We start from the raw sequence: 25183 nt of genomic DNA, 5'->3' as shown, positions 1-25183 counted from the left end.
GCGGCAAACCCCAACGCGCCGATGACCGTACCGGCGACGAAGACTTGCCCATACGCCTCTTTGGCCTCCACGCCGTCGAGGCGGCCCTGAAGAATCCCAATCGTCGCATCCTCCGCCTGCTGCTAACGGAAAACGCCGAGCGCCGGATCCGGGAAGCCATTGGCGAAATTAAACCGCCGATCGAACACGTCAGCCCGCGCGACCTGGACAAGCTCCTTGGCGCCGACACCGTCCATCAGGGCGCCGCGCTGGAAACGGAGCCCCTGCCCGAACCCGATTGGCATGATTTGGCGGCATCGGCCAACGGACGCCCGCTCATTGTCCTGGACCAGGTCACCGATCCGCACAATGTCGGAGCGATCCTGAGGTCGTCGGCCGTCTTCGGCGCCAGCGGTCTCGTTATGACGCGCCGTCATAGCCCGCCGCTAAATGGCGTGCTCGCGAAGTCGGCTTCCGGTGCGCTGGAACTCATTCCCGTGGCGCTCGTTGCCAACCTCGCCCGGGCGCTCGATGAGCTGAAAGAGGCCGGCTTTACCATCGTCGGGCTCGACGGCCAGGGTGAGCAGACCATTGAAGCTCTTGATTGGTCGAACCCCACCGCGCTCGTCATGGGATCTGAAGGCAAAGGCCTACGCGAGTTGACACGCAAGACCTGCGATTGCGTGGCGCGCATCACGACAGACGACGCGCTCGCGAGCTTGAACGTGTCGAATGCTGCCGCCATCGCGCTTCACGCGGCGCTCCTCGCCCGAAAGCCGGCCTGACAATAGCAAAGCCCGGAACAGATGTTCCGGGCGCCGCAACTGTCCTCGTGACGAAACAGCAGACGCTGCTCACCAGTCTCCGCGACGATGGCCGCCGTAATGCCGGCGATGCCATTCGACGTGATAGTACCGGCGGTTCGGCGCGCCCCACGCAGCGTAATAGGGCGGCAGCTGCAGTCGTGAACGGCGGATGATGGGGCGGCCCCACTCACCCGAGTTGTAATAGGGATAGTAGCCGCGCGGTGAATAGAAGTACGAATAGTACTCCTCCAGCGCATCGTTCCGATAATATGGGCGGTCGCGGAGGTCCGGGCTATTGAAAAGATCGAACGCCGACGCCGGCTGCGCAGCCGCAACCCCGGCCGTCGCGATAACGGCGAGCGCCATGAAAGACCTAAAGCGCATTGGCAGAACTCCTGCGTGGTTCCAGTCAGAGCGGAACGATGCCCTGCAAAGGTTCGAGAATCATTGCCAGACATTATCTTAAGATCCCGTACGGGGCATCTTGCGATCGTCACCCGGCATCAAAATCTTCCGAGCCGTTACATCTCTGCCAAGGTGCATGAGTACGGACGCCCGCAGAAATGGCGGCGGCGTGCTCGCCGATTCAAATCTGACGGCTCAATACACCACCAAGCCATAACAAATACCCGCCTCCCGGGGAACTTAAATACCCTTAACGCGTTTAGCTATGTCTTTGGAAAACAGAATACAAACGGAGATTGTCTTGCGCCTTAAAACCATCGCGCTGGTCGCAGCGTTTACCGCAGGCTTGGCCTCGGCTGCATCAGCGATGACTATCACGAAGCCTGCCGGCTTCGCGCCGCTCCCGAACCTGCAACAGGTCGATTACAAGAAAAATAAGCATCACTACGACCGTAGGAAATACCGAGCCGGCCACCGCTATGACAGGGCGCCCTCCAACTGGCATCGTTACAAAAAACGTCCGGGTGATTGGCAGCGTCGTGGCTGCATCATCGTTGGCCCGATCTGGTGGTGCCCCTGAGGCTCCACGGAGCGCGGACTAAACCGCCAAGAGATGCGATTGGGAGGGGAGATAATCTCCGCTCCCTTTTTTCATGCTTTCAGGCCACGACCCTCAGTCTCGCGTGGGTAGCCTTCTGTTCATTGCGGATTTTCGCGCTAAACCCGCTGCTTATATCCGTCGCAGCCGCTTAAGCATGACTGCGCCGGTCGCGGCTGCGCGCATTCCGAAATCATTTGCGCGGTCGAGTGACCAAAAATCAATTGATCTGCAGAACCGCCAGCGGAGGATGTCGAGCATCGCCTCGCCGGTTCTGAGGACGCACGTACATGATCCGGGCCGCCGGTCGCTCCGCCTTCAGTTTGAGGGCCGCTACAAGGGCATCGTCCCCCTCGACGACGACATGCCCAACCTGCCCGTCGTACTTAAAGCCGACTGTGAACTGCATGTGCTCGCCTCCTCTACTTTTGAAAGCCTAGCACGTAAGCGGAGAAGTCGCATCGTCGACTTGCACCCGGCACCCAACCTCCTGTATCAAGCGCCTTCGCTCGGCCTCGTCCGACCTGACAAATACGTGACAAAATCGAGCGTTGAAGTTTCGCTCCGACCTAAATTATTGATTTTCAAACGGCCGCCGGCTTAGCACAGTGGTAGTGCACCTGATTTGTAATCAGGGGGTCGTAGGTTCAAATCCTACAGCCGGCACCATTTATAATCAATGACTTAGCTGCTTCCCAATTTTCATTCTGACTTTCGCGCCTGATAGAACGGCGGCAAAGCGACTTCGGCAGCTTCGCAGACGGACGCTACGCCGAGAAGCGCGAAGGAACTTGCCAGAAGACGGACAGCAAGCAGTTGAATTCACGTCGCTGCTGGCAGCTGGAGCTTTCAGCGTTGAGAACTACGAACGCTGACTGCTGCCGATCAGACTTTCCGGCGGTTCTGCAGATCCCTGATCCTTTTGAAAACCTGCAGCGTGTTGACTTCCACCAACGACTTCCCCGCCGTCATGTTGCCGTCGTGCCGGCGGACGAGGAGGACGTCCTCGGGCAATTCCAGGATGCGCGCACCCACGAGGCGCGCGCGCGCAAACCACTCGGTGTCCTCGCCGAAGCGCAGGGTGGCGTCGAAGGCGCCGGCCTTGTCGAAAGCGCTGCGCCGGTAAAGGCCAGCGCCGATATAGTAGGGGAAGGTCTCCTCCGGCGAGCCGAGATAGGCATCCTCGGCGCCGTAGCGGACGAGCCGGGCGCGGGCATGGACAGCGTCCAGGTCAGGATCTGCGGCGAGCGCGGCGCCCAGCAGGTGAAGTGCGCCTGGCGTCCATAGATCATCAACGTCGAGGAACGCCACATAGTCACCTGCCGCCGCGGCAAGCCCGCGATTGCGAGCGGCTGACGGCCCGGCATTGGCCTGACGCAGAAGGCGAACATCCACCGGCAATGCCTCGAGCGCCGCCCCGACATCCTCCGTTGAACCGTCGTCGACGACGATGATCTCAAGCTTGCCTATATCTTGGGACACGACGTTTCGGATCGCGTCCGGAAGGAAGTGTGTGCCGTTGAAGACGGGGATGATGACGCTGACGAGCGGCAGCGTCGCGCTGGTGTCGATGCGGCGGGGCGGCATGGCGATCTCCTCGGCGAGCAGCGCCTCAATCGCGGCCGGAACAGCGCCGATGTCTCGGCCGAGGCGGATTTCGCAACCGGGAACGGTCTCGACGAGCCGCTCGACGAACGCGTAAGTCTCCCGCCCGGCATGAGGCAATTGCGCGGTCGTCGTAAACACGGCGGCGCGGATCAGCGCGGCCGATGATGTCGGCGCGAAATTCGTCGCGGAGTCGTCGACAAAGCGCGGCGTGAGGATCGCTTTAATCGGCAGGCGACGCACCAGGCGCGACCCGTGCTCGCCGGCGATCGCAACGACCGCCTTCTCTCCCGGCTTGGCCGCGTCCTGCGCCGCGCGGCCGCCGAAGCTGTCGAAGGCGGCGGCCTTTTCGGCGACCAGTTTGGCCGTGCCATAGAGGCTGTAGGCCATCGGCTCCGGATCGAGCCCGACGACAAGATAGTCGTCGCTCACATAGCGCATACCGGCATCGAGACACGACAGTGCCGTCGTGGACTTGCCGACGCCGCCCCGGCCGCAGATAAGGACGGCGCCGTCTTCCTGACCGACGCAAGCGGCGTGGATGAGTTGCTTGCCCTCTGCGAGCATCAGCCAGTGGAACAGGGTGCGCAGCGGCGATGCCTTCGCCCAGTACGGAATCGCGGCAGGATCCTCAACCCAGTAGATCCCTTCGCCGATGGTGGTATCGAGCAAGGCGAGCGCGGATTCGCCCCAGAGGAACGCGCTGCGCACGACGCGGCTGTCATAGCCCCAGATATCGCCACGGTCCGTGAAGGCATCCCGCCCCACGGGCGGCGGCAGCATGCGGAGCCCCGTACCCGCGGAGGTCCACAGGCGCAGCGTGGCGCCGGGCTCGTCGGTGGGCGGGATCTCGAGATGAGCAAGCGCCGGCCACAAGGCATCGTACATCGCATTGCCCGCATAGCGGATGCGCACCGGCAGCCCCGCGACGTCAATGAAGCGCTCGATCACGTCGATCCGCTTCTCGGCTTCTCGCGTCAACGAGCTCACGTCTTCAAAGAACCGCCGCTGCTCCGCCTCGCTGCGGCTGCCGCGGTCGGCGGCATGGTGAAGGCGGGAGGAGACGCCGCTCTCGCCGCTGCTTGCGTGGCTACTCATGCAGAGGCTTCCTCCGCTGGCGTCAACCGGCCCGCTGTCAGGTCGAAGACAGCGTCCGCCGAGCCGATGAGAGCCGAGGCATGGCTGATCGTGAGGACGGCCGTACCGGCCGATTCCCGTCGCAGCGTGTCGATGATGGCGGTCACCGCCATGGGGTCGAGGTGATTGGTAGGCTCGTCGAACACCAGCAGCCGTGGCCGCGCCACCAGTGCCGCCGCGATGGCGAGCCTCTGCCCCTGCCCGCCTGAGATTGTTACGCCGCCTTCGCCCACCAGCGTCTCGAGCCCATTTGGAAGACTGCGGACGAAGTCATCGATACCGGCCTTGCGGAGCGCGTCGTCAACATCTTCCGTCGTCGCTTCCGGACGCCCATAGATGATGTTCTCCAGGAGTGTACCGCCGAAAAAATCAGGCCGCTGTGGCACGAAGCCGATCTTCCGACGCAGCGCGGCCAGATCGAGTTCGTCATAGGGGACGCCGTCTGCGGTCAATCGGCCTTCGCTCGGCTTCAGCAGGCCAAGCACCAACTGCACCAACGTGCTCTTTCCCGCCCCGTTGGCGCCGCGGATCGCCACGTGGCGGCCCGGCCGGATCGTCAGGTCTACGCGCCGCAGTATCGGCCGACTGCCTCGCCGGAACGACACGCCTTCTAGCTCGATGCAGCCCTTGAAGGCCGGCAGCGCGGACCCGGCCCGCAGCGCCGGTGCGCTACGCTGGGGTAACTCGCGCAGGCGATCGACCACGTCGCGGATCATAAACACGTCCGGAATTACTGACGCCAGCCGGATGGACTGGCCACTCAGCATCGCCGCTGCGATGTACAGTGCCACGAAGTCACCGACCTTCAGCATGCCATGCTGAATGGCGATGCCGCCGCTGACCAGCAGCACGATGGCGATGACGCTCGTCGCGACGTTTTGGATCTGGTTGTGGATCTCGAAGCCCCGCGACATGCGGGCGCCGCTTTCACGCAGCCCGGCCAGAATGCTTGTCTGTCGATCTAGTTCCCCTTCCTCGAAGGCGCGAATGCGCGTGAGGTCCATGTGGCGCAGAACGAAGTAGATGCCCTTATTGAAGAGCTCGAACTGTGCCTGGAAGGCCTCGAGGTTGCGCTTCAGAAAGGTGTTCGAGAGACGCGTGGTGAACCAAAGCGGCGGCGCCAAAACCAGCAGAATGCCGGTGACCTGCCAGCTCATGCTGGCCATCATCAGGGTCAGCGTCATCGCTCCCAGAAGAGCCGGCAGCCCGACCGACAGCACCGCCTGCATGTGGTTCTCCAGCTGCTCCGTGTCGTGGACGATCCGCTTCTGCAGCCGCCCGGGCGCGCTGAAGTCGTGGAACTCGCTTGGCTGATCGTAGAGGCCTGCGATGATCGCCCGGCGAATCTCCATCGTCACGCCGCGCGTCACGGTCAACGTCAAATGGCGCGACAGCAATGACAATGCGCCGCCGGCGAACCGTACCGCCAGCAGCAGAAGCGCCAGCCCCACCAGCAGCGCCGTATGACCTTCGGGGATGGCGTGATCGAAAATGAGCCGGACGATGTGCGGCTGGGCCGGCGCCAGCAGGGCCCCGGCCACAGCGACGGACACGATCGCCAGCAGCGCATTCCAGCTCCCCCGATAATAGGAAGCCATCCAGGCGAATTCGGCCCGCACTCCCGTTCCTCGCCATGATCCGCGCGCCGGTATGTGAGCGGCTTGGGTCGTGGACGCCTCCGTTGCCAAGCCACTCATTCCTTTGCCGGACCTGATATGTGGCGGGTCGCCAGTCGCTTCAGGCCGCGCCGCGGATAGCTGGCCAGGTAGGCCAGCAGGTCACGCTTGTGCGGCAAGTCGGCCCGGTAGCGCATATAGTCTGGAAACTGCGCGATGACTTGGCCGAGCGGCCAGATCCGCATCATGCGGGTGTACTCGATGAACTTCACCCAGCGGCGACCGAATGGGTTCTCTGCAATTGTCGTCGAGTCGCCGAGGAACACGGTGTTCTCGATCTTCTCAAGCAGGCTCGGGCGCAGCGCTTCCAGTTGCGTAAAGGCGTCTTCGGGGATGGCGCAATTGAAGCGACGCTTGAGATAGGCGAGCCCTAACGAGAGGCGATGGGTGAGCCGGCGCTCAATGGCGAAGCGCACGAGTTCGTCCCAGTCCACGCCCGGACTCGAGTCGATGAGCCTCGTCGCATCAGCCACCCAGCGCACCGGCGGTTCCGGGTTGGAGCGCAAGCCATGCAGGATCGTGTGCAGCAGCAGGGCCGTAGCGTCGGGCTGGAGCGTCGTGCACGGGCCGACGATCAGCGGTGTGCTCCGCGCCCAGAACCAGTCGTTCGCAGCTTTTGATCCATCCTCGACCAAGCAATGCCAGTGGAGATCCATCTCCTTGCCGGCCGCGTTCCTGAACGGCATGGAGTGCCTGTAGAGCAGGTCCTCGTCGCGGCAATATCCCAGGCGCGTCCAGCCCTGCGCTTCCACAATGGCCACGGCCCTATGCGACATGCTCGGCGGGACTGCAAAATCGAAATCCCGCATCGGCCGCACGGCAGGAGAGCGATAATACGAGAGGGCGAGCGGCACGCCCTTGATCATCATCGTCGGGATACCTGCGGCCTGCAGGTTCGAGAGCATCGACGCCGCCACATGCACGATGCTTTGCGTCTCGTAGAAGGCGAGGCGATAGATCCCCTTCAGGCGGCCCATCAATGGATGGTCGAGATCGAGACTGCGCAGGCGCTCATACACGAGCGGCAGCAGCCGGAACGTGCCCCAGTCGAATTCCTTGTCCAGGTCCGTGGCCGCATTCCATTTCTCGAATGTCGCGACCACGTTTTCCTGCGGCCCCAGAGCGATATCGAGAAGCATTTCCTGGCCCTCGGTAGGCCAGACGAATGAGCGGAGTTTGCCCATCACGGCTTATCCCTTATTGCGTGGCCGCTCGCAGCGCGGCGATCGATCGACGCCTTGAGAGCGCGAAGATAGTCGCCCGTCCGCTGCTTTTCTCTGATCACGGTGTTATCACCATGGATGCGTCGTTCCAGGACGACAGGCTCCACGCATGCAATTCGTGCGCCGCTCTCCGCCGCCCTGGCCACCCAGTCGATGGTTTCGCCAATCCGGAACGCCTCGTTGAATAGGCCGATCCGGTCGAAAAAGTCTCGTCGGATCAGCATTGAGCCGGCCAGCCTGGCCTGCAACGGCTCGCCATGGGGCGCGCGGACCCTTCCGTTCGCAGCGTCGACCGAACGGAACTGGCGCACCGCTCCGTAGACCAGGTCGAGCCTGGGATCCGCCAGGAAGGCTGCGAGCCGGCAGTCTAGGCTCTCGGGGGTCCAAAGGTCGTCGCCGTCGAGGAAGGCGACCAGACCGTCGGTTACGGAGGCAATACCGCTATTGCGAGCCGCCGAGATGCCGCCGTTGCTCCGGCAGACCACACTCAGCCTGCCTCCATGGCGCGCGAGCACAGCCTGAGTATCGTCGGTCGATCCGTCATCGACCACTGTCACCGTGTGGGCCGTCGTTGTTTGGGAGAAAACGCTTGCAAGCGTTTCATCCAGGAACCGTCCGACATTATAGCAGGTCACGATCGCATGGATTGGGGGGCGGCCGCGATCCGAGCTCATCATGCCGTCTCTTTGCGCAGGGGCCATCCCGCTTCGCCGACATCATGGATGGGATCGATGAAAAGAAGATCCTGCATGTCCTCGTAGACCGCGAGCTGCGGCGCCTCATAGGCCTTGGCGATGACGACGAGGCTGGCAATAGCCGATGCCTCTTCGGCTGGCTGCTTGCACCGCTGGATCAGTCCGCGGCGATAGAGATCGTCAACGAAGGCCTCAACGTCTTCGGTCACCTTTGCAAGGTCGTGTTCGAACCGATCAGCGATGACCTGTGCTGTCGTCTCGACAGGAACGCCCGCGGACACCAGGCTCCAAACCGCGGCTCCGACATGATCCGCACTGAAATAGGAACCAGTGGTCAGATCCAGCAGAATAGCCTCGCCGTCGATGACTTCGCTGACAATGCGGCCCTCAGTTGGTTGAAAATAAATTGCCATCGAAAATTCTCCAACTCGCAAATTCAAAGGAGACCATTCTCCTATAGAGTTGGGCAACGCAATAAATCTGTAAGCGGATCAGATTGTCTTTTTATGCTTAAAATGATTAAGACTAAGCGCGGTCCGGTCTTGCAGTTATCTCGTTCTGACTGCGCTTCTAAGCTATTGAATCGTCATTACGAGAACGATGCGCGAATAGTCAGAATGAGCTGCTGATATTGGAGTTGCCCCGAATTTGTAATCAGGGGTCGTAGATTCAAATCCTACAGCCGGCACCAATTCCTCTTGTTCAATAATAGAAAATGCGGAGATGACATTGGTGGCGTTGATCACCTTGGCGCCGCGCTCGCCCAGCGCTTTTTCCAACGCACAAGGCGCAAGAAGCGAACCGTTGACGACGAGTACTCGCTTTCCCGAAAGTATCGCTTGCATGATCCCCTCTCATGCTGATCAGTTCGATGAGGCCTTGGAGACAATGGGGCGTCCAAAATCACGCCCACGTCCCCTGCCCCGCCAGCGGCGACGCCAATAACTCTCAAACGGACGCGCCGGGCGGACGACGTAGTAGTCGAGGCCGCGGGCCTCGGCGAAGGCGATTGCCGCTCTCAGCGACCTGAAGAATCTGCAGCTTCCAGGAATGCCAAAGCCGATGAGCCAAGCGCTATTGCGCTCAATCGCGAGACCCCATCCCTTTCCCATCGGAAAGATCCGACATGAGGGACGGCCAGAAAGCTGTCCCTGCCGAGCGGAGATGCCGGCGCCATGTCCTGTCGCCACCGGCATCACGCTCTCAACGGCCGCAACCGAATGGCCGGAGAATGCAACCGCGCTCATCCCTGCCTCTTAGTGGATGATCTACGCGGCTTTCTTCTCGATGCGCGCCGGCGCGTCGGAACCATTTCCAATCGTGACCGGGATGGACCGAGGCTTCATCGCGTCCGGTAGTTCGCGTTTCAAGGAAATGACGAGCAGCCCATTGTCGAGCTTCGCGCCTGTAACCTCGACGTAATCCGCGAGATCGAATTCGCGGACGAACTGCCGGGCGGCAAGACCTCGGTAAAGGTAAATTTTCTGATCGTCGTTCTTGGCCCCGCCTTTGATCGTCAGGCGATTTTCAGCCTGGACGATCTCAAGATCATCCGCAGAAAAGCCAGACACCGCCATTACGATGCGAAATTCATCGACACCGGCTTTTTCAATGTTGTACGGGGGATATCCATCACCCTGGCGCTGTAACGCCTGGGCCAGAAGATCGGGAATTTGCTCGAACCCGATGCTCGAACGAAACATCGGCGTGAAGTCGAATGTCGCCATAGCTATCCTCCTTCCAGAAGCGACAACCAGAGCAAGGGACAGCCACATCGGGCCCGTCCGAGCGGCGATTTAATTTCGTCGATTGGATCGTTCAAGAGGACAGATAGGAAAATTTTCGAGACTTAGATTGGATGTGCGACCAAGGCGAACCCAACGTTTTGGCCTGCGGCGGAACATTCCTAAGGCCAATCGAATTTAAGTGCGGAGTGATTTCAATGATCTCACCGGATCTTCATTGCGGATGAGAGAAGGGACAATGTCGATCTCTACCGGAAAATTCTTCAAGACGTTGATTTGCGTACTGTCGCTCTGCTTCTTGCAGGTTTCTTTCGGAAGGGCGGCCGAGACAGCAAGCTTGGATGGTCGCTATTTTATGGTGGTATGGGCCTATCAGGGGCCGGACGATGACCTAGTACATGCCCATACATTCATCAGCTTCTATCGCGGAAATGACTTAGCGAAGGACGTGGTCAGCCCGCTGACAATAAGCTGGCTACCTGCCACGAAAAAGGTACAGCCGTTCGGATCTGAGCGAGGCCATAACTTTTCACTTGCCGAAACTTTGCAAATGGCCTGTCACGCCGGCCGACGTGTCAAGTCATGGGGACCCTACGAGATCACTGCGGAATTATTCGAGAGAGCGAAGATGCGTCTTGCCCTCTTGCAGTCCGGCCGCGTCAGTTATTCGATGATCAACTCGCTTCCGAGATCTATGAACTGCATCACCGCGGCAGGAGACATCACGTCGATGCCGCTTGATACGGGAATTTTGTGGGGCGTTGCAGCGAGCGCGAAAGTCGTCAAGCACCTGTCGCCCTATATCGTGCGGAAAGAGGATGACCTCGAAGATCTTGTTGCGAGATCCAAATCCGAGGCCTGCCCCGGACGGGCAACGGAACTAAGCCATGGGACGATTAATAAATCGATCCCCCAGAGTATCGCCGCAGCACTTGGGCATTGAGCACAATAGTTTGGAGGTAAAAGAGATGGCGACCAGCTCTTTGAGCAAACGAAATTCAACACCAGAGCCCGCGCCGAAGTTCGCGTCGTTCGATGAATTCTGGCCTTATTATCTCAAGGCGCATTCCAAGCCTGAGACGCGCGCGATGCATATGATAGGAACGACGCTCGGCCTTCTTGGCGTCGCCGGATGGCTAAAAACCGGCCGAGGTCGATACCTGGCCGCAGGCATAACTGGTTCATACGCTAGTGCCTGGGCAGGCCACTTCGCCTTTGAGCGAAACAACCCTGCCGCTTTTGAAAATCCACTTTGGTCGCTGGAGGCAGATCTGAAGATGTACGGACTCTGGCTGACTGGCGGCTTGGAAGCAGAGATCAGGCGCGTCGCAGGCAGCAAAGAAAAATCCCCTCGCCAATAGCGCATCGCAGATTTCGAAGAGGACCCGGCGCACACCATCACACGCAACCAAAAGCAAGGCGCTGGCGTTGATGCTCTGCAGCATCGAACGAAAGCTCAAGCATGGATAGTGGTACTCCCCTTCCGGGAAGCGTGCTCGTCGATCTTTACATAAGACTTCGAGATGAGATCGACGGTGGCGAACGAAATCTCGATCCAAACCATAAGCAGCGGGCGAGAATTGTGATGACAATCCTCACCGCCTCGGAGTCTGTTTTCGACATGGTCGCTCTTGAGGAACGCGTCCGCGCCTCGCTTGCCGACACGCTCAAGCCTCGGCCCTTGGCGGCATAGGTCGCATTACGACCTAGCCGTTCAAACGCGTCCCGAAGGCCTGCGAAAGTCGCTTGCCGGTCTTAGTATTTCTTGCAATCCAACCAGCCGAACATGCGACGGCCAAACGCCTCCGTGCGATACGCGACGCGTTTAACCATCGTCGTCGTCCCGTCGACCGCAGAGTTGAATTCGGATTTCATGTGCTTGTAACCGAGGCAATGAGCTTCTGAGACTGCAGGCAGCGAGACGAGCGCTGCAGCTCCCATTGCGGCGGCGAATAAGGTACGCTTCGACATGCGGGAACTCCTGTTTGCCTTCAACGATAGGTCGAATCTACGCCGAAAAATCAGGACAACACGTGACAACTGAGCGCTTGGTTAGCGCCGCGTGAAATCATCTCATCCGCCACAAGCGTTAATATCGCGCCGACCACACCGCTCGCGAAAGCACGGCGGGAACTTTGCATTCTTGGCGTTCGTTGGCGGAAAAAGCCGCGCGGATAAAAGCTATGAAGTGGCCGATCTTCATTCTGTCGATCATCATAATCGCTGGGGCTATTTTATATTGGCAGCGCCTTGATCTTTCGACGGCGGATGCTGCCAAGCCCGCACCCGCAGAAGCTAATCACTCGTCCCCAGCAAAGGCAGCGCCTGAGCCATATCCGATCAGCCCGACACCTCCTCCACCCGACGCGACGGTAAACAAGAAGACGCCGTAACATTCCCTATCTCGCGGTGGAACATTCGTTTTCCACCCGGCGTTGCTCGTAGCATGGACGACATGCGTGTGCTCATCGTTATCGTGGTGATATTTGCCGGCATCGCCTTCGATATCGCATTCAATAACGCGGCGGCTCTCAGCTGGGTCGGTGCGCAGCTCGGACTGAATTAAGCTGCAAAAAAGCCGTCCAAACCGCAGCCGGACGGCTTTGTCGATTTTACCGTGAAATCAAATGGCGAGCTTGCCCGCCTTTGCCGCCGCATAGCGATCGCCGACGGCTTTCCAATTTACAACGTTCCACCACGCTTTCAGATATTCAGGGCGCCTGTTCTGATATTTGAGGTAATAGGCGTGCTCCCAAACATCATTTCCCATCAACACGCGGCCGCCGTCCATAAGTGGCGTATCCTGGTTCGGCTTAGAGACAAGTGCGAGTTTTCCGTCCTTGTCGACGGTGACAAAAACCCAACCCGAGCCGAAAACTTTTCCGCCTGCTGCATTGAACTGCGGCTGTAGCTTATCGAGCCCACCGAAATCCCTGTCGATGGCCGCTTTCAGCTCACCATCCGGCCCAGCGCCGCCGGGCGGCCCCATGATCTCCCAAAACATGCTGTGATTGGCATGACCGCCACCGTTATTGCGAACGGTCATGCGAATGTCTTCCGGCACGTCGCTGAGCTTGACGAGAAGCTCTTCCAGAGGAAGCGACGCAAGCTGCGAATGATCCTTCAGCGCCGCATTCAAATTCTTGACGTAGGCCGCATGATGCTTGTCGTGATGCAGCTCCATGGTTTGCGCGTCGATATTCGGCTCTAACGCTCCGAATGCGTAGGGAAGCGGCGGAAGCTTGTACGGTCCACCGGCCCCGGTCGTTTCGGCGAAAGCTTTGACTGTCGCGGATGACGAAACTGCCGCAACAACGGAAACGGCACGCGCCGCCTTAAGAAACGATCGTCGGTCGAGGTTTGTCATGGGAAAATCTCCTGGGCTGATGTCGCTTCGAGGGCATCGCAAGGGATGTAGAGCCGGATTACAAAATCTCCAGTCAGAAGATCGACAAAACGGCGCAGGTTGGCGCTTAGCGGCCGGCTATTGTCGTTCAATAGCCACAAAAAATGGCAGCCGCCTGTGAAGGCGACTGCCATCCGCGATTTCGGTCCCGCTTGGGATCACGAAGATGCAAGGAACTTGCCTCTCCGCGGATCGGGATCGTTTGCTATTTCTGCGCCAACGGCGAGGCGAGCGAATGCCAGAACGCGGCAAGGTTATCGATATCGGCATCGCTCAGAGGCTTTGCCATTTCCGCCATCGTTGGATTGGTGCGCTCTGTGCCGGCTCGATACGCCTTCAGCGCCGAGACGATATAGTCAGTGTCCTGTCCGGCGAGGCTTGGAATGCCCGGGATCTCGCTGATGCCCTTTTCACCATGACACGCCATGCAGACTTCAGCGCGTTTTCGGCCGGCGGCCAGATCGGCAGCCTGTGCGTACGAAGCAGTTTGAACGATCGCGCATGCAGCCACGATATAGCTGAATACGGCGCGCTGTTTAATCAACGCCATTGTATCCTCCGATCCTAAGCGAGAAACGCGTTGCGAAGCCAGATCGCGACGCCATAAACGAAAAACACGCCAATCCACACAACGAGGACAGCGACGGCCGCGGAGCCAAGCCGATCCACCCGCGGTTCTGCGGTATAGACGCCCTCAACCCGCCCTGCACGGTAGAGCAATGTCAGGTAGTACCCGCCCACCAAGCTGCCGACCCCAAGGATCGTCGAGAAGAAGAGGATCGTTGACGGCCAATCTGCGTGCACCGTGTAAGTGTCGGCGTTGTAGCCGAACGGCTTCAGATACGCGACGCGAATGACCTCACGCCAAATCGCAAGCAGAGCGACCATCACGAGGCCGAGACTGAGCATGGTGTAGCCATGAAGGCGCGGATGCCGTTGCGAGGCGAGCCAAGCCAGGATGACGAGACCAGCCGGGATCAACCATCCGAGCGGCTGTGAACGCAGACCGGTCGAAGCCGGAAGGTCAAATTGCCACCAGACGGCAAGAAGCGCCGAAATGATCGCACCGCGCGCCGCGATCTTACGCCCGAGATCGCGAGCGAACTCGAGGTATTCCCGCGTCTTGTCGCGACGCACCGTGAGATATTCGCTATAGGCGAGCAGGAAGAGACCGACGGCAGGCGCCGACAGGCTCATGATGAAGAGATAGCGCGCCCACTCGATTGCGTGCAGCTTCGTGCCGCTTGTATCAACGACGCCACCCGGCGCGTACCACGACATCCACTCAGCGGGCAGGATGGCCTGATAAGCCAGGACGTGCATGATCAAGCCATCGAGCGCGAAAATCGCCAAGCTCATCACAGCATAGAAGCCGACGTATTGCTTTGCGCCGTCGTGGTTCGCCTCATAAAAAACGAACCAAAGACAATAGCCGACGATCAGCGTGAAGATGAACCCGATCACCCAGGCCGCCGAGAGCACGTTGGACGTGTACCACTGCGGATCATAGATGACCTGGGTGAAGAGCAACGGCGAAACGCCGAGCACGATCAGCAGCGAAACGCTGACCTTTGCGACCTTCGTCATCGCCAGCGATAGCTGCTCCCAGAAGGGACCGGTTGCCCGCCTGAAAAACGCATATACGGCGAGCACACCGGTGCCCATCGTCAACATCACGAACGCGATGTGAAACACCCACGTCGCAACGGCAAGAATTTGAAACACGACGGGTGTCGCAGGCACGCCTGCCGGATCCCGCATCGTGTTTATGACTGTGCCGACATCCATGTCTGCTATTCCTTCTTAGTCTCGGGATTAGGCGCGGCGGCTGCAATCGGCGTCGTATCCTCCTTCAAAGGACCGGCCTTTGCATCCACAGTGGCGATGTAATGAGCGATCGCTCCGATCTCGTCGTCGGGAAGATCGATGCGCGGCATGTAAGGAATGCTGCCGTGCCGTAGCGGTCCCTTAAGGAACGCTGCGATCATGTCTTCATCCGTCGAGCGATGGAATATGTCGGGCAAGCTGCGAAGCGGCGCACCCGGATCGAGCGAATGACAATTCGAGCACGCAATCTTGGTCAGCAGTTCGCCGACCTCTAGCTTGTTGCTGTCAGTAATTTTTCGCAGCCGGTCCGGAATGAACGGATGGACTTTCAAGAAGCCCTTTTCCGCGATGGTATCCACTTCTCCGACGATGCCCTTGCCCGGAACATCGCGGGAGATAACCTGGTCGCCATAGATGTACTGCCCGGCCACGTAGGGCTTGCGCATGCTTTCACGCATGCGTTCCTCCGGCCAGACGCCAACAATGGCGATGAACAGGAATAGCGGTACCGCGACCCAAAGCCGAACCATCTGCGGCCAAAGCATCGCCGAGATGAGATAGACGGCCGTGACCGCCGCAACCCCGATCATGGCGTGGGCATAGACCGGCAGAAGATGCGCCTGCAGCATGACATGCGCATTATTCGGCAGCGTCTGCAAATAGTAGAGGAACATGACGACGGAGAAGAGGCCGCCGATGAGCCCAACGGGCGCAATCAAGCGAACGACACTTGCGCGGAGCGCCTTATCCTTGACGCCCGGGACAACCATCAGGCCGACGATAGCTGCCATGACCAGCATCGAACCTGTTCGCACGCCAAGGTGCGCGAAGAAGTTGATGTTGTAGAAGGCGTCGTTCGTCGAGCCAGTCTGATACCAAGTATCGCTTCCCGGCCACATCATGAACGACAGGATGCCGACGATCAGCAGCATCGTCCCCCAGGACGCCAGAGCAAACGACCACGTCAGCTTGAGATGCGAGATCGGATCAATCTTGCCCACAAGGTAGACCAGCGCGTATGCGCCGATGACCTCGACCGTGAAGAAGACCCACTCCGCTGCCCAGACCCAGACGAAGTTATGAATGAGGCCACTGACCCCGCGAGGGCTCGCGACTGTAATCGCGTACCAGATGCCCGGCCCGGTGATCGACCCGATGATGTAGGAGAAGACCAGAAGAAACAGACCGTAACGCTTGATGAAGTCGAGCAATTGCGGCTGCTTGTCCCGATAAGCTTTCGTCTCTAGCAGCGCGAACAAAAATGCTGCGCCGACGGAAGTGTGGGAGGCAACGACGTGAATGACGCCGATGATCCCCATGACCCATGCCGTGCCGATGTAGGGCACGTAAAAGGTCGGATACATGCCAAGCATGCTGTCCATGAGGGTTTCCTGAATCCTTAAGCTAGTGATTGTTGAGCGCTCGCGTACGAGCCACGTTGATGGCCAAGACTGCGAGGGCGCTTCCCTGTGATTGATGGCGCTTCAAATCATGGGTGGCCCTCGCGCGCCCAGCGCTGCGAAGCGCTGCGCTGGCTCGCGAAATGCGACATTCGCAATCGCCAGACGCTCGCCGGCACTTGAGGCCGGCACGAGATCTCTCGCGCCCGGCGGCTGCAACCCAGAGAGCTTGGCGACACAGCACAGCCCGCAGGCATCGCCGTACGCGCCGACATGCCCGTCCCTGTTCGCTGGCGAGCAGATTGGCGGTAGCGATCCATCGGGCAGGGCGTATGCACTTGCATCGATGGGTGGCCGGACAGGATGCGGCTTGGAAACGCTGACCGAGAACACACACGCCAGCGCATACAGCGCCAACAGCACGCTTCTGGTCGTCTGTGTCTCCGCGCGGCGCCCGATGCCTCCGAACGTCATGGCGCGTACGGCCCTTTGGTAAAGAGTGACCAGCCGAAGGCCATTTCGGTGCTGAGCGGAACGGAATAGCGCCGCAGGCTCTGCCACAATGCATCCGCAAAGCTCGCCCGCTCTGGTGGCGAGAGATCGCGCGCAATCTCTTCGCGCTTTCCTCGAACGGAAAATGCGAGACGGCGGCAACCAAAGTCAGGATCATCGGAACGGATAAGCTTCAGGCCATAACACGCAAGCCGAAGCTCGCGGATGGATTTTCCGAAGGCAAAACGGCGAATGTTGACGGCGCCATCTTCAACGACGATTTCCTCCCGCCGCTCCTGCTGGCAAAGCCGAAACGCCTGGATAGCAAGCACCGCTCCCAATAAATCGATGACGGAAAACATCGCAACCGGCCAGTAACCTCGCATGAGAAACGGCACCTGAAAAATAGCGACCGCTCCGCTAAGCGCGCCGTAGAGCATATAAGCCCCGCGATCGCTTAGACTTTGATTTGGAACAACAACAAACGATACGCGCTCCCGCGCGCAGCCCCTCTGTGACTGCGCATGCGCTGTTGCACATGGCGACGACATGACTGCCTCACAAATGCTGAATCCGATGCGACGCAGCTTTGCAGAGTTGAACTCCACGCCGCCGCGGCCTTAGCAATTAGACATCAGGATAAGGAGGCGCCCGCGAACGGAAGTTCGGCGGCCAATCGGTGCCGACATTGGCGCGATAACCATCAGGCCACGCATCAACGACAAAGCGTTGAGCGACAGATAGCAGCCTGTCGTGCTCGTTGATGAGTCCCGGCGCAGCCGACAACAGACATGCTGCACACGCCGAGCAGGCATGCTTACCGCCCGGCACGCCCTTGCCTCCTCCGCAAACGAAAGGAAGCGAGCCATCAGGCAACGCGTACGCGGCGAGGTCGACATTCGACGCAGGCGTGATCGGTTTATGCGCAAAGCCAAACGTCGCCGCTGCGAGCACATAGAGTGCAAACAGCAATCCGCGCGTCAGGTCATTGCGACGAAGCCCGCCCATGACGGCGACGTTCACAACCCGGTGAGGTCTAAGTCAAGCGCTCAAACGTCGCGATTGCACCGTCAATTTGATCGATTTTGCGAATGAAAATAAACTCGAGAGCGCAGCTCGGAATTTGCGAGATCGAAAACGCTAGCCTACGACAATTGTTCGGACAGCAACGGGCCGACATCGCCGCTGTCCGATCGCAAACTTGCCAAGTCACGAAAACTGACACGCGTCAGTATTACTGCGCGTGCTCGTGCTTCATATCAGTGTCGTCCATCTTCATCGTGCCGTCCATTTTCATGGCACCGTGATCTCCGTCACCACTCGTCATTGCACCGATCGATTCCACTTTGTAGGTCACATCGATCGTGCCTGCCTTTTTAAAGGTGAGTGAGCCCTTGATGTTGGGTCCCTGAGCAATCGGCGTCTTCAACCCCGTAAACATGAGATGATAGCCACCAGGGCTGAACTTGACCGTCTCGCCGGGCTTGATCTCCAGACCATCCTTCAGCTGACGCATCAGCATCTTGTCGCCGTCCATCTTCATCTCATGAATTTCGACGTTGCCTGCGCCCTCGAATGTCCCGCCCGTCATCGTGTCGGGTTCTTTGCCGGTGTTGGTGATCGTCAGATAACCGACGCCCACCGCGGCGCCAGGAGCCGTCGCGCGCGTCCACGGATGCTTGATCGCAATGCCGTCCTTTTCGAACTTGTGCGCCATTCCGGGCGTGCTGCACGCAACCACAACCGCCAACGCCATCATCAACCGTTTCATGAGTTCTCCAATGCGAATGTAAATGTTTGAGTTTGGACGCGCTGTATCCGCCAGACCCTTAGGGGCAGCGATACGAGGCCGGCACACTTTGGCGACAGTCTTGCGCGCGTAGTGCTTGATGTCTGCTGAACGCTCGGACGCTCAGGCACGCAGCGGTGGCGGACCGCGATTGAGAAGCCGGTCTGGCCGGCGGTCGAGAACGTGCGCCACTGCCGTCTCCGAGACGACGCGCATTGATGTGGCGCGCAGAGGAACATCGAGACCTGGATCGCTTAAAACGCCAAAGTGTAGCGCCGCCAAGCCTGAGCAGATGGGGCAATGCCTCCGAGGGACCGACTTACCGTCGTCGGACCAGGGGGCTGTCCTGGTTCCACTCTGGCCGCAAATGACGATCGCGCCGCCGTTGGCTCGCATCGACGTCAGCGCGACAGATGTGATGTGGACCGCTAGAACCCACGCGTTCAAAGCAGCGCCCAGGATGGCAAAGGCGCCGACGAGCACTCGAAACCGCTGGATACGTCGTATCGTCATGCCGCTACTAGCAGCATTTGCGCGCCGATTAATCAATGCCTGGAATACGCCGAGCCGAAAAACCGGACGCATCCACCTGCGATCACTTCGCGCTCCGAGCTGGCCGACGGCCGCCACGAGCCATCGCCAAGCTGCCGGCCGATGCTCCAAAGATAAAGCAGCCGAGCAGGATTCCGAGCGGATTGAAGGTCATATCGGCCCACATCGGCATGATGATCTGCGCCGTGTTAAAAGGCTCAAAGCTGTTGCTGCAAATTTCGAGCGCGGTCGCATCTTCCAGCATCGCGAGATTGATCTGGTCAGCTAACGCGTCGGCGTTCGCGCGCGTGTCGTCCGCCCGCTGAAGCCGCTCCAAAAGCAACTTGGTCGCGGCAAGATATGCGTGCGAGCACTCGTTGAACGGGCTGGCCTCGTCGGAAATGCTTCCCGGCACCAAGCCCCAGAGGCAGTACGCCAACTGCAGGTTAACGAAATTCTGGAGCGTTCGAACTTCGAGGCTTGGCCGGACTTGGCGGTTCGCAAGGCTCATGATTGCCGACTGATACCGCGTCAGCACGTGCAACTGTCCGTGCGTAAGATTCGGGATCGAGATACCAGAAGTTTTGTCCGTGCTCTTGCGGGTATGGTGCGCCTCTGCCGGGCAAGTGGCCGCGAGTATCAGACCGACGGTAGCCAAAAAGACGGACAATCCTGCAGCCCACGATCGGGCATACCGCGACGCTTTCGGGAGCGCGCTAACAATGCAACTGGTCTGAACCACGGCCGATGCCACCTCGTTCGCCACCAGCCGATAGCAACACGCGATAGCAAGAAATGCAACGCGGCCAATTTATTAACGGTGGCTCAAGCCTTTACGCTCACTGCGGCTCCGTCGATTGCGCAAGCGCAAGCAAACGGCGAATATAGTCTTCGACGGCCTGCGGCTCATACGGTTTTTTGAGATGCGGCCCCTCTTCGCAAAGCTTTCCGGCCGCAGCGGATGCGCTCTTGGGAGAACCTGCCATTACGATTTTGGTCTGAGGATGGTTGGTCCGCACCCACCGGGTCAACGCGAACCCATCAAACGCCCCCGAAACATCGACGGCACTGAAAATTACGTCAACCCGAATGCGGCTGCGATCAAGCACAAGCAGCGCTTCATCGCTCGTCGACGCCTCAATGACGCGGTATCCGCACTCACGAAGGTATCCCGCAATCGCCATCCGCACGAGCACGGCACCTTCGACGACGAGAACCGTCGCAAGAGTTTCCTGTTTGGTAGCTTGTTCAATCACTCCCCACTAACGATCGTGGGAATGGCCCTGTTCCGTCTCGGGAAGCAACTTTCGAACGCATTGGATCAACTCGACGAAACGCACCGGTTTCGTAAAACAGGCATCGAATTCGACCGGGCTTCCAGCACGAATTTCCGTCGAAATGAGAACGATTTTGATCGAAGGGAACTGACTGCGTGTCCAGTTGGCCAGCGCTATACCATCCACATTGCCAGGCATGCGAATATCGGTCAACAGCAAGCCGATGTCGTCGACGCTCGACAACAGCGTTATCGCCTCATCCCCGCTGGCGGCTTCGATAACGTTGTATCCGGAATCTCGAAGCTCCTCCGCCAGATGCAGCCGGATAAGAACTTCGTCTTCCACGACCAATATCGAACGCTGTGCCAGGACCTGGCCCTTTCCTGCAGGCGCCGGTTCGATTTTGTGTCTCCCTTCCCCCATGCGACACTAAATGGCTCAGGCCCGTATTAGTTCCCGATCCAGGCCGCTGATCTCCGATTATACGTCGCGCTCCGAAGACGCAAGTCCGCGCCCGCCTTCATTCTCCAAACGTCGGCAATGGAAGACGAGAGCATTGGCAGTGCAGCAAATTTCTGCCTGACGGTCAGACGAGTTCGTGCACGCTGAAACGATTGCCTTCGTCGGTCCATACGCGATCTGCCTGCCAGCCGGCACGTACAGCCAGATCGCGAAATTCCGGGACGGTATACTTGTACGAATTTTCGGTGTGAATGCTCTCGCCTTCGCGAAAACGAAACACCCTTCCGCACACGCGAACGTCTTGCGCACGATCGCTGACGACGTGCATCTCGATCCGGCCCGCAGCCGAATTATAGATGGCACGATGCCTAAATGCGCTCAGATCAAACGTGCCACCAAGCTCGCGGTTGATGCGTGACAGCAAATTCAAATTGAAAGCCGCCGTAACGCCCGCGTCGTCGTCGTAAGCGCGAGTTAGCGTCTGCTCATCCTTCTTCAGATCGACGCCGATGATCAGTCGTCCACCCTTGCCCAGAACGCGCTTGAAGCCGGCGAGCAGCCCCTCGGCCTCCTCCGGCGCCAAATTGCCGATCGTCGAGCCTGGGAAAAAACCAACCGCGCGGCGCCCGGAAAGATCGCGTGGCAGACCTTTCATCTCGGAAAAATTTGCCACCAGCGGCCGTACTTCGAGCGACGGATAGCGCAGACCAAGACGCACCACCGCATCTGCCAATGCCGTTTCCGATACGTCGATAGGCACGTAGACGATATCAGCATCGACACGATCCAGCAGGATCTCAGTTTTCAAGCTCGAACCCGAGCCGAATTCGACAAAGAGATTGCCGTCCGAAAAATCGGCCACGAGATCGCAGGCTGCAACTCGGAGAATCTGCGCTTCCGTTCGGGTCGGATAGTATTCGGGAAGACGCGTGATTTCCTCAAACAGCAAGCTCCCCCGCGCGTCGTAGAAATAACGGCACGGAAGCTCCTTTTGAAGGAGCGACAGCCCCTCGATTACCGCATTGGCAAATTCGCCGTCGGTTTTCGAAACGTCTGTCGGCGACCGTTCAAGGGTCGGAATGTAGCGCATCAATCGATCTCCGCTGCCAGGCGCAAGCCGAGGTACTGCCAGCGCTGATGAGGATAAAAGAAATTGCGGTAGGTCGGCCGCGAGTGCCCGGCGGGCGTCACGCAGGACGAGCCGCGCAGCACGTGCTGACCGACCATGAACTTGCCGTTGTACTCACCGATCGCTCCCTCTGGAGGCCGATAGCCGGGATATGCGAGATAAGCACTCGCGGTCCACTGCCAGACCTCACCGAAGAGTTGCCGCGGCGACGATACGCCGTTTCCGACCGGACCCGCCGCACGCGGACGATAGACATCCGCATTTCGCGTCGGCATCTCGGAATGCGCACGCGCAACGGCTTCCCATTCGAACTCGGTCGGCAGTCGCTTGCCGGCCCAGCGCGCAAAAGCATCCGCTTCATAATATGACACATGCGCGACAGGCTCAGCCGGCACGACCGACCGCAACCCCTGCAGCGACATCTGCGCCCAACCTGCATCCGTCTTGTGCCAATAGAGCGGGCTGTCCCACGCCTCGCGATTAACAGTCGTCCACCCGTCGGCAAGCCAGAGCGACGCGGTCTGGTAGCCACCATCTTCGATGAATGCCAGCCATTCGGCATTCGAAACGAGCCGATCCGCGAGCTTGAATGGCCGAACGAGCGCATCATGAGCCGGAAGCTCGTTATCCCAACTATACCCCTCGCCGCCGTGTCCGATCGAAATTATGCCGCCGTCAATGTCGAGCCACCCCAGCGCATCGGGCCCCTTGGTATCGGTTTGCATAGGCCCCGCTTGATAGGCCGGATGCAACGGATTTGCTGCAAAGAGAGCAAGAATATCGGTGAGCAACAACTCCTGATGCTGCTGCTCGTGGTTGATCCCTATTTCGAGAAGTCGGGCAATCTCGCCGCTTTGCGCTTCGTCCCTGGTAAGAAGGCGCCGAAGCGCCTCATCGACGTGCTGGCGATACGCCAGCACGCGCTCAGCAGAAGGTCGGGTCAGCAACCCGCGGCGCGCCCTCGGATGCCTCGGCCCCAGCGCCTCATAATAAGAGTTGAAGCAATAATTGAAGTCGTCGTCAAAGATGCGATAGCCGTCGAGGCGCGGCGCGAGCACGAAGTTTTCGAAGAACCACGTCACGTGCGCCAAATGCCATTTCGTGGGACTGGCGTCGTCCGAAGCCTGAACGGTCATATCCTCCGGCGACAGAGGCTCGGCGAGCTTTAAAGAATGGTTGCGTGTATCGAACAGGCGTTCGGCGAGACTTGTTCCGGTTGCCCCGCTCTCCTGGCCACGCTTCGGCGATGCCGATGCGAAGCCACTGCCTTGACTATCCGGTCGGTCGAAGCTGGCATGGTTCGGCGTGAATGGCATGATGTCCCATCCCCTAGCACATACGTGCGGCCCCTCGTTCCGGATTTGGTCGTCCGAAACGCGTCGCCACACAAATTGGTTCCAAGATTGCAGCGTCAATAGAAGGCTGTCGTTACGAATTGACGCTCACGTATTCCTCTTGCGTTTCTTCTCTTTCTCTTCGCCGTATTTCATGCCCTCGAGCTTAATGCCGTCGGGATCGAGGAAAAAAACGGCATAATAGTCGTCGTAATATACGTCAGCCGGGTCCACGATCGTTACATGGTGGCGCCGCAAATAGTCTTGAAGATCATCGACATCCTTCCGGCTCCTGAGCTCAAACGCATAATGATGGAGACCGACATCTCCCGTCCGGTGCTTATGGGCAGCACCCTTGGCATCCGCTTGTCCGATCCAATACCGAGTTTTTCCGTTGGTCCACCCCATGGCGTCTTCGTATTCGTCGAGCACGTCCAGCCCGAGGAAATCGAACAGCCCGCTATAGAAAGACTTGGAGCGGGCGAAATCGCTCACACGCACCGAAATATGGTCGATCCCGACAAACCGCGCCATTCCGTCATTCCCGCATCGAGAGACCGGACATGCGTCCACCCCCGCTAAACCATGCCTGCTGAACGCGAAAGACACGCTCGGGTTCCAAATAACAACACCACCGTCGCGAATGGCCTGCCTAGCGACCGAAGGCAGGCCCAATTTCCTAAATATTGGGTCTGAACCGTTTCAGCCGACTGCAGAGATCAACCCGGCCAGCACCTTGGACAGAGCTGTTGGGCCCTTCTCTATGCTTAACGGTTTGCCCTCAAACTGGATCCAGCCCTCGTTGAAACCATCGAGCATCTGCATCCGTGGTATCGGGTCCTTCATGCCTTGCGATTTGAAGAGAGGGCCCCATGTCTCTCGCGGCACGGCTTCTGCGCGAACAGGCCGCCCCAGAATGCTCGCAAATGCTGCTGCGACGTCGTCGGGGCTGTAGCGTCGTTCCGCTTCGAGCTCGACAATTCGACGGCCTTCCCAGTGCTCTCGGATGAGCTTCGCCGCCAGCCGGCCGATATCGTCGGTTGCTATCATCGGAACGGGCTTATCGAGTGGTTGCAAAAAGGACTTGAAGACACCCCTGTCTCTCGCCTCGGCGATATCCCAGGCGAAGTTCTCCATGAACCACGCCGGCCGCAGAAAGGTGACAGGCATCGGCAGCGCGCTCAACGCCTCTTCCATCAACGTTCGCTGCGTGAGGAGATTGGGCTGCCGCGCTTGTGCACCGATCGTTGAGAGACAGACGACGCGAGCAGGACGCGCCGCATTCAACGCTTGCATTACGGCAGAGATAACCGCACGCGCCTCGGGAAAGCCGGGAGACGGATCAAACGCGTTGGGCGGCAGAATGAAAACACCTTCCGCACCCATGAAGGCTTTGGCGAGCGCGTCGGCATCTTCCATCGTCGCGATCGCGATATCGCACCCTTTTTCGAGCCACGCAGCACCTTTTTCGGCTTTTCGCACGACGGCCCGAACAGGCTGCCCCGCATCAAGCAACGCTTGCGCCATCGCGCCGCCGACTTGCCCGGTAATTCCGGTGATTGCATACATAGCTCTTGGCTCCAGATCGAATAACCCGCACACAAGATCTCATGCGGTAGGTCGTTGACTGAAGTGCGCTTTTGTCCACATATTGTTGATTGAAAATC

The 25183-nt window shown here is 59.2% G+C and carries 33 protein-coding genes and 1 tRNA gene; 7 read left to right on the top strand and 27 right to left on the bottom strand.

The window, feature by feature from the left end:
* Positions 1 to 44 precede the first annotated feature (44 nt).
* A complete protein-coding gene (rlmB, locus tag ACLB1Z_RS09700) occupies positions 45 to 764 on the top strand; it encodes a 23S rRNA (guanosine(2251)-2'-O)-methyltransferase RlmB (protein ID WP_409563114.1) in 720 nt (239 codons plus the stop codon).
* Positions 765 to 833: 69 nt separating this feature from the next.
* Here rlmB and ACLB1Z_RS09695 read toward each other — a convergent pair whose 3' ends face one another.
* Positions 834 to 1169 (bottom strand): hypothetical protein, encoded by a 336-nt coding sequence (locus ACLB1Z_RS09695; protein ID WP_013947334.1) that lies wholly within the window; start codon positions 1167 to 1169, stop codon positions 834 to 836.
* Positions 1170 to 1491: 322 nt separating this feature from the next.
* Between ACLB1Z_RS09695 and ACLB1Z_RS09690 the strand changes: the two genes are divergently transcribed.
* Positions 1492 to 1770 carry a hypothetical protein gene (locus ACLB1Z_RS09690; protein WP_409563113.1) on the top strand — a complete coding sequence of 93 codons (279 nt, stop codon included), beginning with the start codon at positions 1492 to 1494 and terminating at the stop codon, positions 1768 to 1770.
* 238 nt (positions 1771 to 2008) lie between these two features.
* Here ACLB1Z_RS09690 and ACLB1Z_RS09685 read toward each other — a convergent pair whose 3' ends face one another.
* Positions 2009 to 2197 (bottom strand): hypothetical protein, encoded by a 189-nt coding sequence (locus ACLB1Z_RS09685; RefSeq protein WP_024275726.1) that lies wholly within the window; start codon positions 2195 to 2197, stop codon positions 2009 to 2011.
* Between the two features lie 185 nt (positions 2198 to 2382).
* Between ACLB1Z_RS09685 and ACLB1Z_RS09680 the strand changes: the two genes are divergently transcribed.
* A tRNA-Thr gene (locus tag ACLB1Z_RS09680) sits at positions 2383 to 2457 on the top strand.
* Between the two features lie 216 nt (positions 2458 to 2673).
* Here the strand turns inward: ACLB1Z_RS09680 and ACLB1Z_RS09675 are convergent.
* The 7 genes from ACLB1Z_RS09675 to ACLB1Z_RS09645 all read right to left on the bottom strand — a co-directional run bounded on the left by ACLB1Z_RS09675 (position 2674) and on the right by ACLB1Z_RS09645 (position 9851).
* Positions 2674 to 4491 (bottom strand): glycosyltransferase, encoded by a 1818-nt coding sequence (locus ACLB1Z_RS09675; protein WP_409563112.1) that lies wholly within the window; start codon positions 4489 to 4491, stop codon positions 2674 to 2676.
* Positions 4488 to 6149 carry an ABC transporter ATP-binding protein gene (locus ACLB1Z_RS09670; RefSeq protein WP_409563111.1) on the bottom strand — a complete coding sequence of 554 codons (1662 nt, stop codon included), beginning with the start codon at positions 6147 to 6149 and terminating at the stop codon, positions 4488 to 4490. Before ACLB1Z_RS09670 ends, ACLB1Z_RS09675 begins: the two co-directional genes overlap by 4 nt.
* 74 nt (positions 6150 to 6223) lie before the next feature.
* Positions 6224 to 7390 (bottom strand): nucleotidyltransferase family protein, encoded by a 1167-nt coding sequence (locus ACLB1Z_RS09665; RefSeq protein WP_409563110.1) that lies wholly within the window; start codon positions 7388 to 7390, stop codon positions 6224 to 6226.
* The gene (locus ACLB1Z_RS09660; RefSeq protein WP_409563109.1) at positions 7390 to 8103 is read right to left on the bottom strand and encodes a glycosyltransferase; all 714 of its coding nucleotides are present in this window, start codon (positions 8101 to 8103) and stop codon (positions 7390 to 7392) included. Before ACLB1Z_RS09660 ends, ACLB1Z_RS09665 begins: the two co-directional genes overlap by 1 nt.
* Positions 8103 to 8537, bottom strand: a complete 435-nt coding sequence (locus ACLB1Z_RS09655; RefSeq protein ID WP_409563108.1) for a PqqD family protein — start codon at positions 8535 to 8537, stop codon at positions 8103 to 8105. The genes ACLB1Z_RS09660 and ACLB1Z_RS09655 overlap by 1 nt, the downstream gene beginning before the upstream one ends.
* A 162-nt stretch (positions 8538 to 8699) precedes the next feature.
* Positions 8700 to 8969: a hypothetical protein gene (locus ACLB1Z_RS09650; RefSeq protein WP_409563107.1), complete on the bottom strand. Its 270-nt coding sequence runs from the start codon at positions 8967 to 8969 to the stop codon at positions 8700 to 8702.
* A gap of 423 nt (positions 8970 to 9392) precedes the next feature.
* Positions 9393 to 9851 (bottom strand): Hsp20 family protein, encoded by a 459-nt coding sequence (locus ACLB1Z_RS09645; protein ID WP_409563106.1) that lies wholly within the window; start codon positions 9849 to 9851, stop codon positions 9393 to 9395.
* A 256-nt stretch (positions 9852 to 10107) separates the two neighbouring features.
* Here ACLB1Z_RS09645 and ACLB1Z_RS09640 point away from each other — a divergent pair, with 256 nt between their 5' ends.
* The 3 genes from ACLB1Z_RS09640 (at position 10108) to ACLB1Z_RS09630 (ending at position 11562) form a co-directional block, all read left to right on the top strand.
* On the top strand, positions 10108 to 10812 hold the full coding sequence (locus tag ACLB1Z_RS09640; RefSeq protein ID WP_409563105.1) for a hypothetical protein: 705 nt from the start codon (positions 10108 to 10110) through the stop codon (positions 10810 to 10812).
* A 25-nt stretch (positions 10813 to 10837) separates the two neighbouring features.
* Positions 10838 to 11230 carry an Mpo1-like protein gene (locus tag ACLB1Z_RS09635; protein WP_409563104.1) on the top strand — a complete coding sequence of 131 codons (393 nt, stop codon included), beginning with the start codon at positions 10838 to 10840 and terminating at the stop codon, positions 11228 to 11230.
* 101 nt (positions 11231 to 11331) lie between these two features.
* Positions 11332 to 11562 (top strand): hypothetical protein, encoded by a 231-nt coding sequence (locus tag ACLB1Z_RS09630; protein WP_409563103.1) that lies wholly within the window; start codon positions 11332 to 11334, stop codon positions 11560 to 11562.
* 62 nt (positions 11563 to 11624) lie between these two features.
* Here ACLB1Z_RS09630 and ACLB1Z_RS09625 read toward each other — a convergent pair whose 3' ends face one another.
* On the bottom strand, positions 11625 to 11840 hold the full coding sequence (locus ACLB1Z_RS09625; RefSeq protein WP_013947325.1) for a hypothetical protein: 216 nt from the start codon (positions 11838 to 11840) through the stop codon (positions 11625 to 11627).
* Positions 11841 to 12052: 212 nt separating this feature from the next.
* Here ACLB1Z_RS09625 and ACLB1Z_RS09620 point away from each other — a divergent pair, with 212 nt between their 5' ends.
* Positions 12053 to 12262: a hypothetical protein gene (locus ACLB1Z_RS09620; protein WP_409563102.1), complete on the top strand. Its 210-nt coding sequence runs from the start codon at positions 12053 to 12055 to the stop codon at positions 12260 to 12262.
* Positions 12263 to 12492: 230 nt separating this feature from the next.
* Here ACLB1Z_RS09620 and ACLB1Z_RS09615 read toward each other — a convergent pair whose 3' ends face one another.
* The 17 genes from ACLB1Z_RS09615 to ACLB1Z_RS09535 form a co-directional block, all read right to left on the bottom strand.
* Entirely contained in the window at positions 12493 to 13236 is a 744-nt protein-coding gene (locus ACLB1Z_RS09615; protein ID WP_409563101.1) for a superoxide dismutase, read from the bottom strand.
* Entirely contained in the window at positions 13233 to 13409 is a 177-nt protein-coding gene (locus ACLB1Z_RS09610) for a hypothetical protein (RefSeq protein ID WP_409563100.1), read from the bottom strand. The genes ACLB1Z_RS09615 and ACLB1Z_RS09610 overlap by 4 nt, the downstream gene beginning before the upstream one ends.
* Before the next feature lie 71 nt (positions 13410 to 13480).
* Complete coding sequence (locus ACLB1Z_RS09605; RefSeq protein WP_409563099.1) at positions 13481 to 13825, bottom strand: c-type cytochrome; 345 nt, start codon at positions 13823 to 13825, stop codon at positions 13481 to 13483.
* Between the two features lie 14 nt (positions 13826 to 13839).
* The gene (locus ACLB1Z_RS09600; RefSeq protein WP_409563098.1) at positions 13840 to 15063 is read right to left on the bottom strand and encodes a hypothetical protein; all 1224 of its coding nucleotides are present in this window, start codon (positions 15061 to 15063) and stop codon (positions 13840 to 13842) included.
* A gap of 5 nt (positions 15064 to 15068) precedes the next feature.
* Complete coding sequence (locus tag ACLB1Z_RS09595; RefSeq protein WP_409563097.1) at positions 15069 to 16484, bottom strand: c-type cytochrome; 1416 nt, start codon at positions 16482 to 16484, stop codon at positions 15069 to 15071.
* Between the two features lie 102 nt (positions 16485 to 16586).
* Positions 16587 to 16976, bottom strand: a complete 390-nt coding sequence (locus ACLB1Z_RS09590; RefSeq protein WP_409563096.1) for a hypothetical protein — start codon at positions 16974 to 16976, stop codon at positions 16587 to 16589.
* The gene (locus ACLB1Z_RS09585) at positions 16973 to 17434 is read right to left on the bottom strand and encodes a DUF2244 domain-containing protein (RefSeq protein ID WP_409563095.1); all 462 of its coding nucleotides are present in this window, start codon (positions 17432 to 17434) and stop codon (positions 16973 to 16975) included. The genes ACLB1Z_RS09590 and ACLB1Z_RS09585 overlap by 4 nt, the downstream gene beginning before the upstream one ends.
* A gap of 187 nt (positions 17435 to 17621) precedes the next feature.
* Positions 17622 to 18017 (bottom strand): hypothetical protein, encoded by a 396-nt coding sequence (locus ACLB1Z_RS09580; protein ID WP_409563094.1) that lies wholly within the window; start codon positions 18015 to 18017, stop codon positions 17622 to 17624.
* Positions 18018 to 18228: 211 nt separating this feature from the next.
* Positions 18229 to 18765, bottom strand: coding sequence for a copper chaperone PCu(A)C (locus tag ACLB1Z_RS09575; protein WP_409563093.1), 537 nt, complete (start codon positions 18763 to 18765; stop codon positions 18229 to 18231).
* Between the two features lie 141 nt (positions 18766 to 18906).
* Positions 18907 to 19296, bottom strand: coding sequence for a DUF2946 family protein (locus ACLB1Z_RS09570; protein WP_409563092.1), 390 nt, complete (start codon positions 19294 to 19296; stop codon positions 18907 to 18909).
* Between the two features lie 82 nt (positions 19297 to 19378).
* Positions 19379 to 19852: a hypothetical protein gene (locus tag ACLB1Z_RS09565; protein ID WP_409563091.1), complete on the bottom strand. Its 474-nt coding sequence runs from the start codon at positions 19850 to 19852 to the stop codon at positions 19379 to 19381.
* A gap of 301 nt (positions 19853 to 20153) precedes the next feature.
* Positions 20154 to 20570: a response regulator gene (locus ACLB1Z_RS09560; protein WP_409563090.1), complete on the bottom strand. Its 417-nt coding sequence runs from the start codon at positions 20568 to 20570 to the stop codon at positions 20154 to 20156.
* A 6-nt stretch (positions 20571 to 20576) separates the two neighbouring features.
* Positions 20577 to 20936, bottom strand: a complete 360-nt coding sequence (locus tag ACLB1Z_RS09555; RefSeq protein ID WP_409563089.1) for a response regulator — start codon at positions 20934 to 20936, stop codon at positions 20577 to 20579.
* Between the two features lie 241 nt (positions 20937 to 21177).
* The gene (gene egtD, locus ACLB1Z_RS09550; RefSeq protein ID WP_409563088.1) at positions 21178 to 22143 is read right to left on the bottom strand and encodes an L-histidine N(alpha)-methyltransferase; all 966 of its coding nucleotides are present in this window, start codon (positions 22141 to 22143) and stop codon (positions 21178 to 21180) included.
* Positions 22143 to 23498 carry an ergothioneine biosynthesis protein EgtB gene (gene egtB / locus ACLB1Z_RS09545; protein WP_409563087.1) on the bottom strand — a complete coding sequence of 452 codons (1356 nt, stop codon included), beginning with the start codon at positions 23496 to 23498 and terminating at the stop codon, positions 22143 to 22145. Before egtB ends, egtD begins: the two co-directional genes overlap by 1 nt.
* A gap of 126 nt (positions 23499 to 23624) precedes the next feature.
* Entirely contained in the window at positions 23625 to 24050 is a 426-nt protein-coding gene (locus ACLB1Z_RS09540; RefSeq protein WP_409563086.1) for a VOC family protein, read from the bottom strand.
* Between the two features lie 168 nt (positions 24051 to 24218).
* Positions 24219 to 25085 (bottom strand): NmrA family NAD(P)-binding protein, encoded by an 867-nt coding sequence (locus tag ACLB1Z_RS09535; protein WP_409563085.1) that lies wholly within the window; start codon positions 25083 to 25085, stop codon positions 24219 to 24221.
* Positions 25086 to 25183 lie beyond the last annotated feature (98 nt).

Source organism: Hyphomicrobium sp. MC8b, from assembly GCF_905067615.1.
In the GTDB taxonomy this organism is placed as follows: domain Bacteria; phylum Pseudomonadota; class Alphaproteobacteria; order Rhizobiales; family Hyphomicrobiaceae; genus Hyphomicrobium_B.
The sequence above is the reverse complement of the archived record's forward strand: the minus strand, read 5'-3'. Positions and strand labels throughout refer to the sequence as shown.

Coding starts and splice junctions, on each gene's coding strand:
- ACLB1Z_RS09645 (WP_409563106.1), bottom strand. CDS start 9,851: ATGGCGACATTCGACTTCACGCCGATGTTTCGTTCGAGCATCGGGTTC.
- ACLB1Z_RS09665 (WP_409563110.1), bottom strand. CDS start 7,390: ATGGGCAAACTCCGCTCATTCGTCTGGCCTACCGAGGGCCAGGAAATG.
- ACLB1Z_RS09650 (WP_409563107.1), bottom strand. CDS start 8,969: ATGCAAGCGATACTTTCGGGAAAGCGAGTACTCGTCGTCAACGGTTCG.
- ACLB1Z_RS09535 (WP_409563085.1), bottom strand. CDS start 25,085: ATGTATGCAATCACCGGAATTACCGGGCAAGTCGGCGGCGCGATGGCG.
- ACLB1Z_RS09610 (WP_409563100.1), bottom strand. CDS start 13,409: ATGGCAGTCGCCTTCACAGGCGGCTGCCATTTTTTGTGGCTATTGAAC.
- ACLB1Z_RS09655 (WP_409563108.1), bottom strand. CDS start 8,537: ATGGCAATTTATTTTCAACCAACTGAGGGCCGCATTGTCAGCGAAGTC.
- ACLB1Z_RS09585 (WP_409563095.1), bottom strand. CDS start 17,434: ATGCTCTACGGCGCGCTTAGCGGAGCGGTCGCTATTTTTCAGGTGCCG.
- ACLB1Z_RS09615 (WP_409563101.1), bottom strand. CDS start 13,236: ATGACAAACCTCGACCGACGATCGTTTCTTAAGGCGGCGCGTGCCGTT.
- egtD (WP_409563088.1), bottom strand. CDS start 22,143: ATGCGCTACATTCCGACCCTTGAACGGTCGCCGACAGACGTTTCGAAA.
- egtB (WP_409563087.1), bottom strand. CDS start 23,498: ATGCCATTCACGCCGAACCATGCCAGCTTCGACCGACCGGATAGTCAA.
- ACLB1Z_RS09625 (WP_013947325.1), bottom strand. CDS start 11,840: ATGTCGAAGCGTACCTTATTCGCCGCCGCAATGGGAGCTGCAGCGCTC.
- ACLB1Z_RS09620 (WP_409563102.1), top strand. CDS start 12,053: ATGAAGTGGCCGATCTTCATTCTGTCGATCATCATAATCGCTGGGGCT.
- ACLB1Z_RS09695 (WP_013947334.1), bottom strand. CDS start 1,169: ATGCGCTTTAGGTCTTTCATGGCGCTCGCCGTTATCGCGACGGCCGGG.
- ACLB1Z_RS09575 (WP_409563093.1), bottom strand. CDS start 18,765: ATGAAACGGTTGATGATGGCGTTGGCGGTTGTGGTTGCGTGCAGCACG.
- ACLB1Z_RS09595 (WP_409563097.1), bottom strand. CDS start 16,484: ATGGACAGCATGCTTGGCATGTATCCGACCTTTTACGTGCCCTACATC.
- ACLB1Z_RS09590 (WP_409563096.1), bottom strand. CDS start 16,976: ATGACGTTCGGAGGCATCGGGCGCCGCGCGGAGACACAGACGACCAGA.
- ACLB1Z_RS09635 (WP_409563104.1), top strand. CDS start 10,838: ATGGCGACCAGCTCTTTGAGCAAACGAAATTCAACACCAGAGCCCGCG.
- ACLB1Z_RS09660 (WP_409563109.1), bottom strand. CDS start 8,103: ATGAGCTCGGATCGCGGCCGCCCCCCAATCCATGCGATCGTGACCTGC.
- ACLB1Z_RS09640 (WP_409563105.1), top strand. CDS start 10,108: ATGTCGATCTCTACCGGAAAATTCTTCAAGACGTTGATTTGCGTACTG.
- ACLB1Z_RS09540 (WP_409563086.1), bottom strand. CDS start 24,050: ATGGCGCGGTTTGTCGGGATCGACCATATTTCGGTGCGTGTGAGCGAT.
- ACLB1Z_RS09630 (WP_409563103.1), top strand. CDS start 11,332: ATGGATAGTGGTACTCCCCTTCCGGGAAGCGTGCTCGTCGATCTTTAC.
- ACLB1Z_RS09685 (WP_024275726.1), bottom strand. CDS start 2,197: ATGCAGTTCACAGTCGGCTTTAAGTACGACGGGCAGGTTGGGCATGTC.
- ACLB1Z_RS09570 (WP_409563092.1), bottom strand. CDS start 19,296: ATGACGATACGACGTATCCAGCGGTTTCGAGTGCTCGTCGGCGCCTTT.
- ACLB1Z_RS09605 (WP_409563099.1), bottom strand. CDS start 13,825: ATGGCGTTGATTAAACAGCGCGCCGTATTCAGCTATATCGTGGCTGCA.
- ACLB1Z_RS09600 (WP_409563098.1), bottom strand. CDS start 15,063: ATGGATGTCGGCACAGTCATAAACACGATGCGGGATCCGGCAGGCGTG.
- ACLB1Z_RS09675 (WP_409563112.1), bottom strand. CDS start 4,491: ATGAGTAGCCACGCAAGCAGCGGCGAGAGCGGCGTCTCCTCCCGCCTT.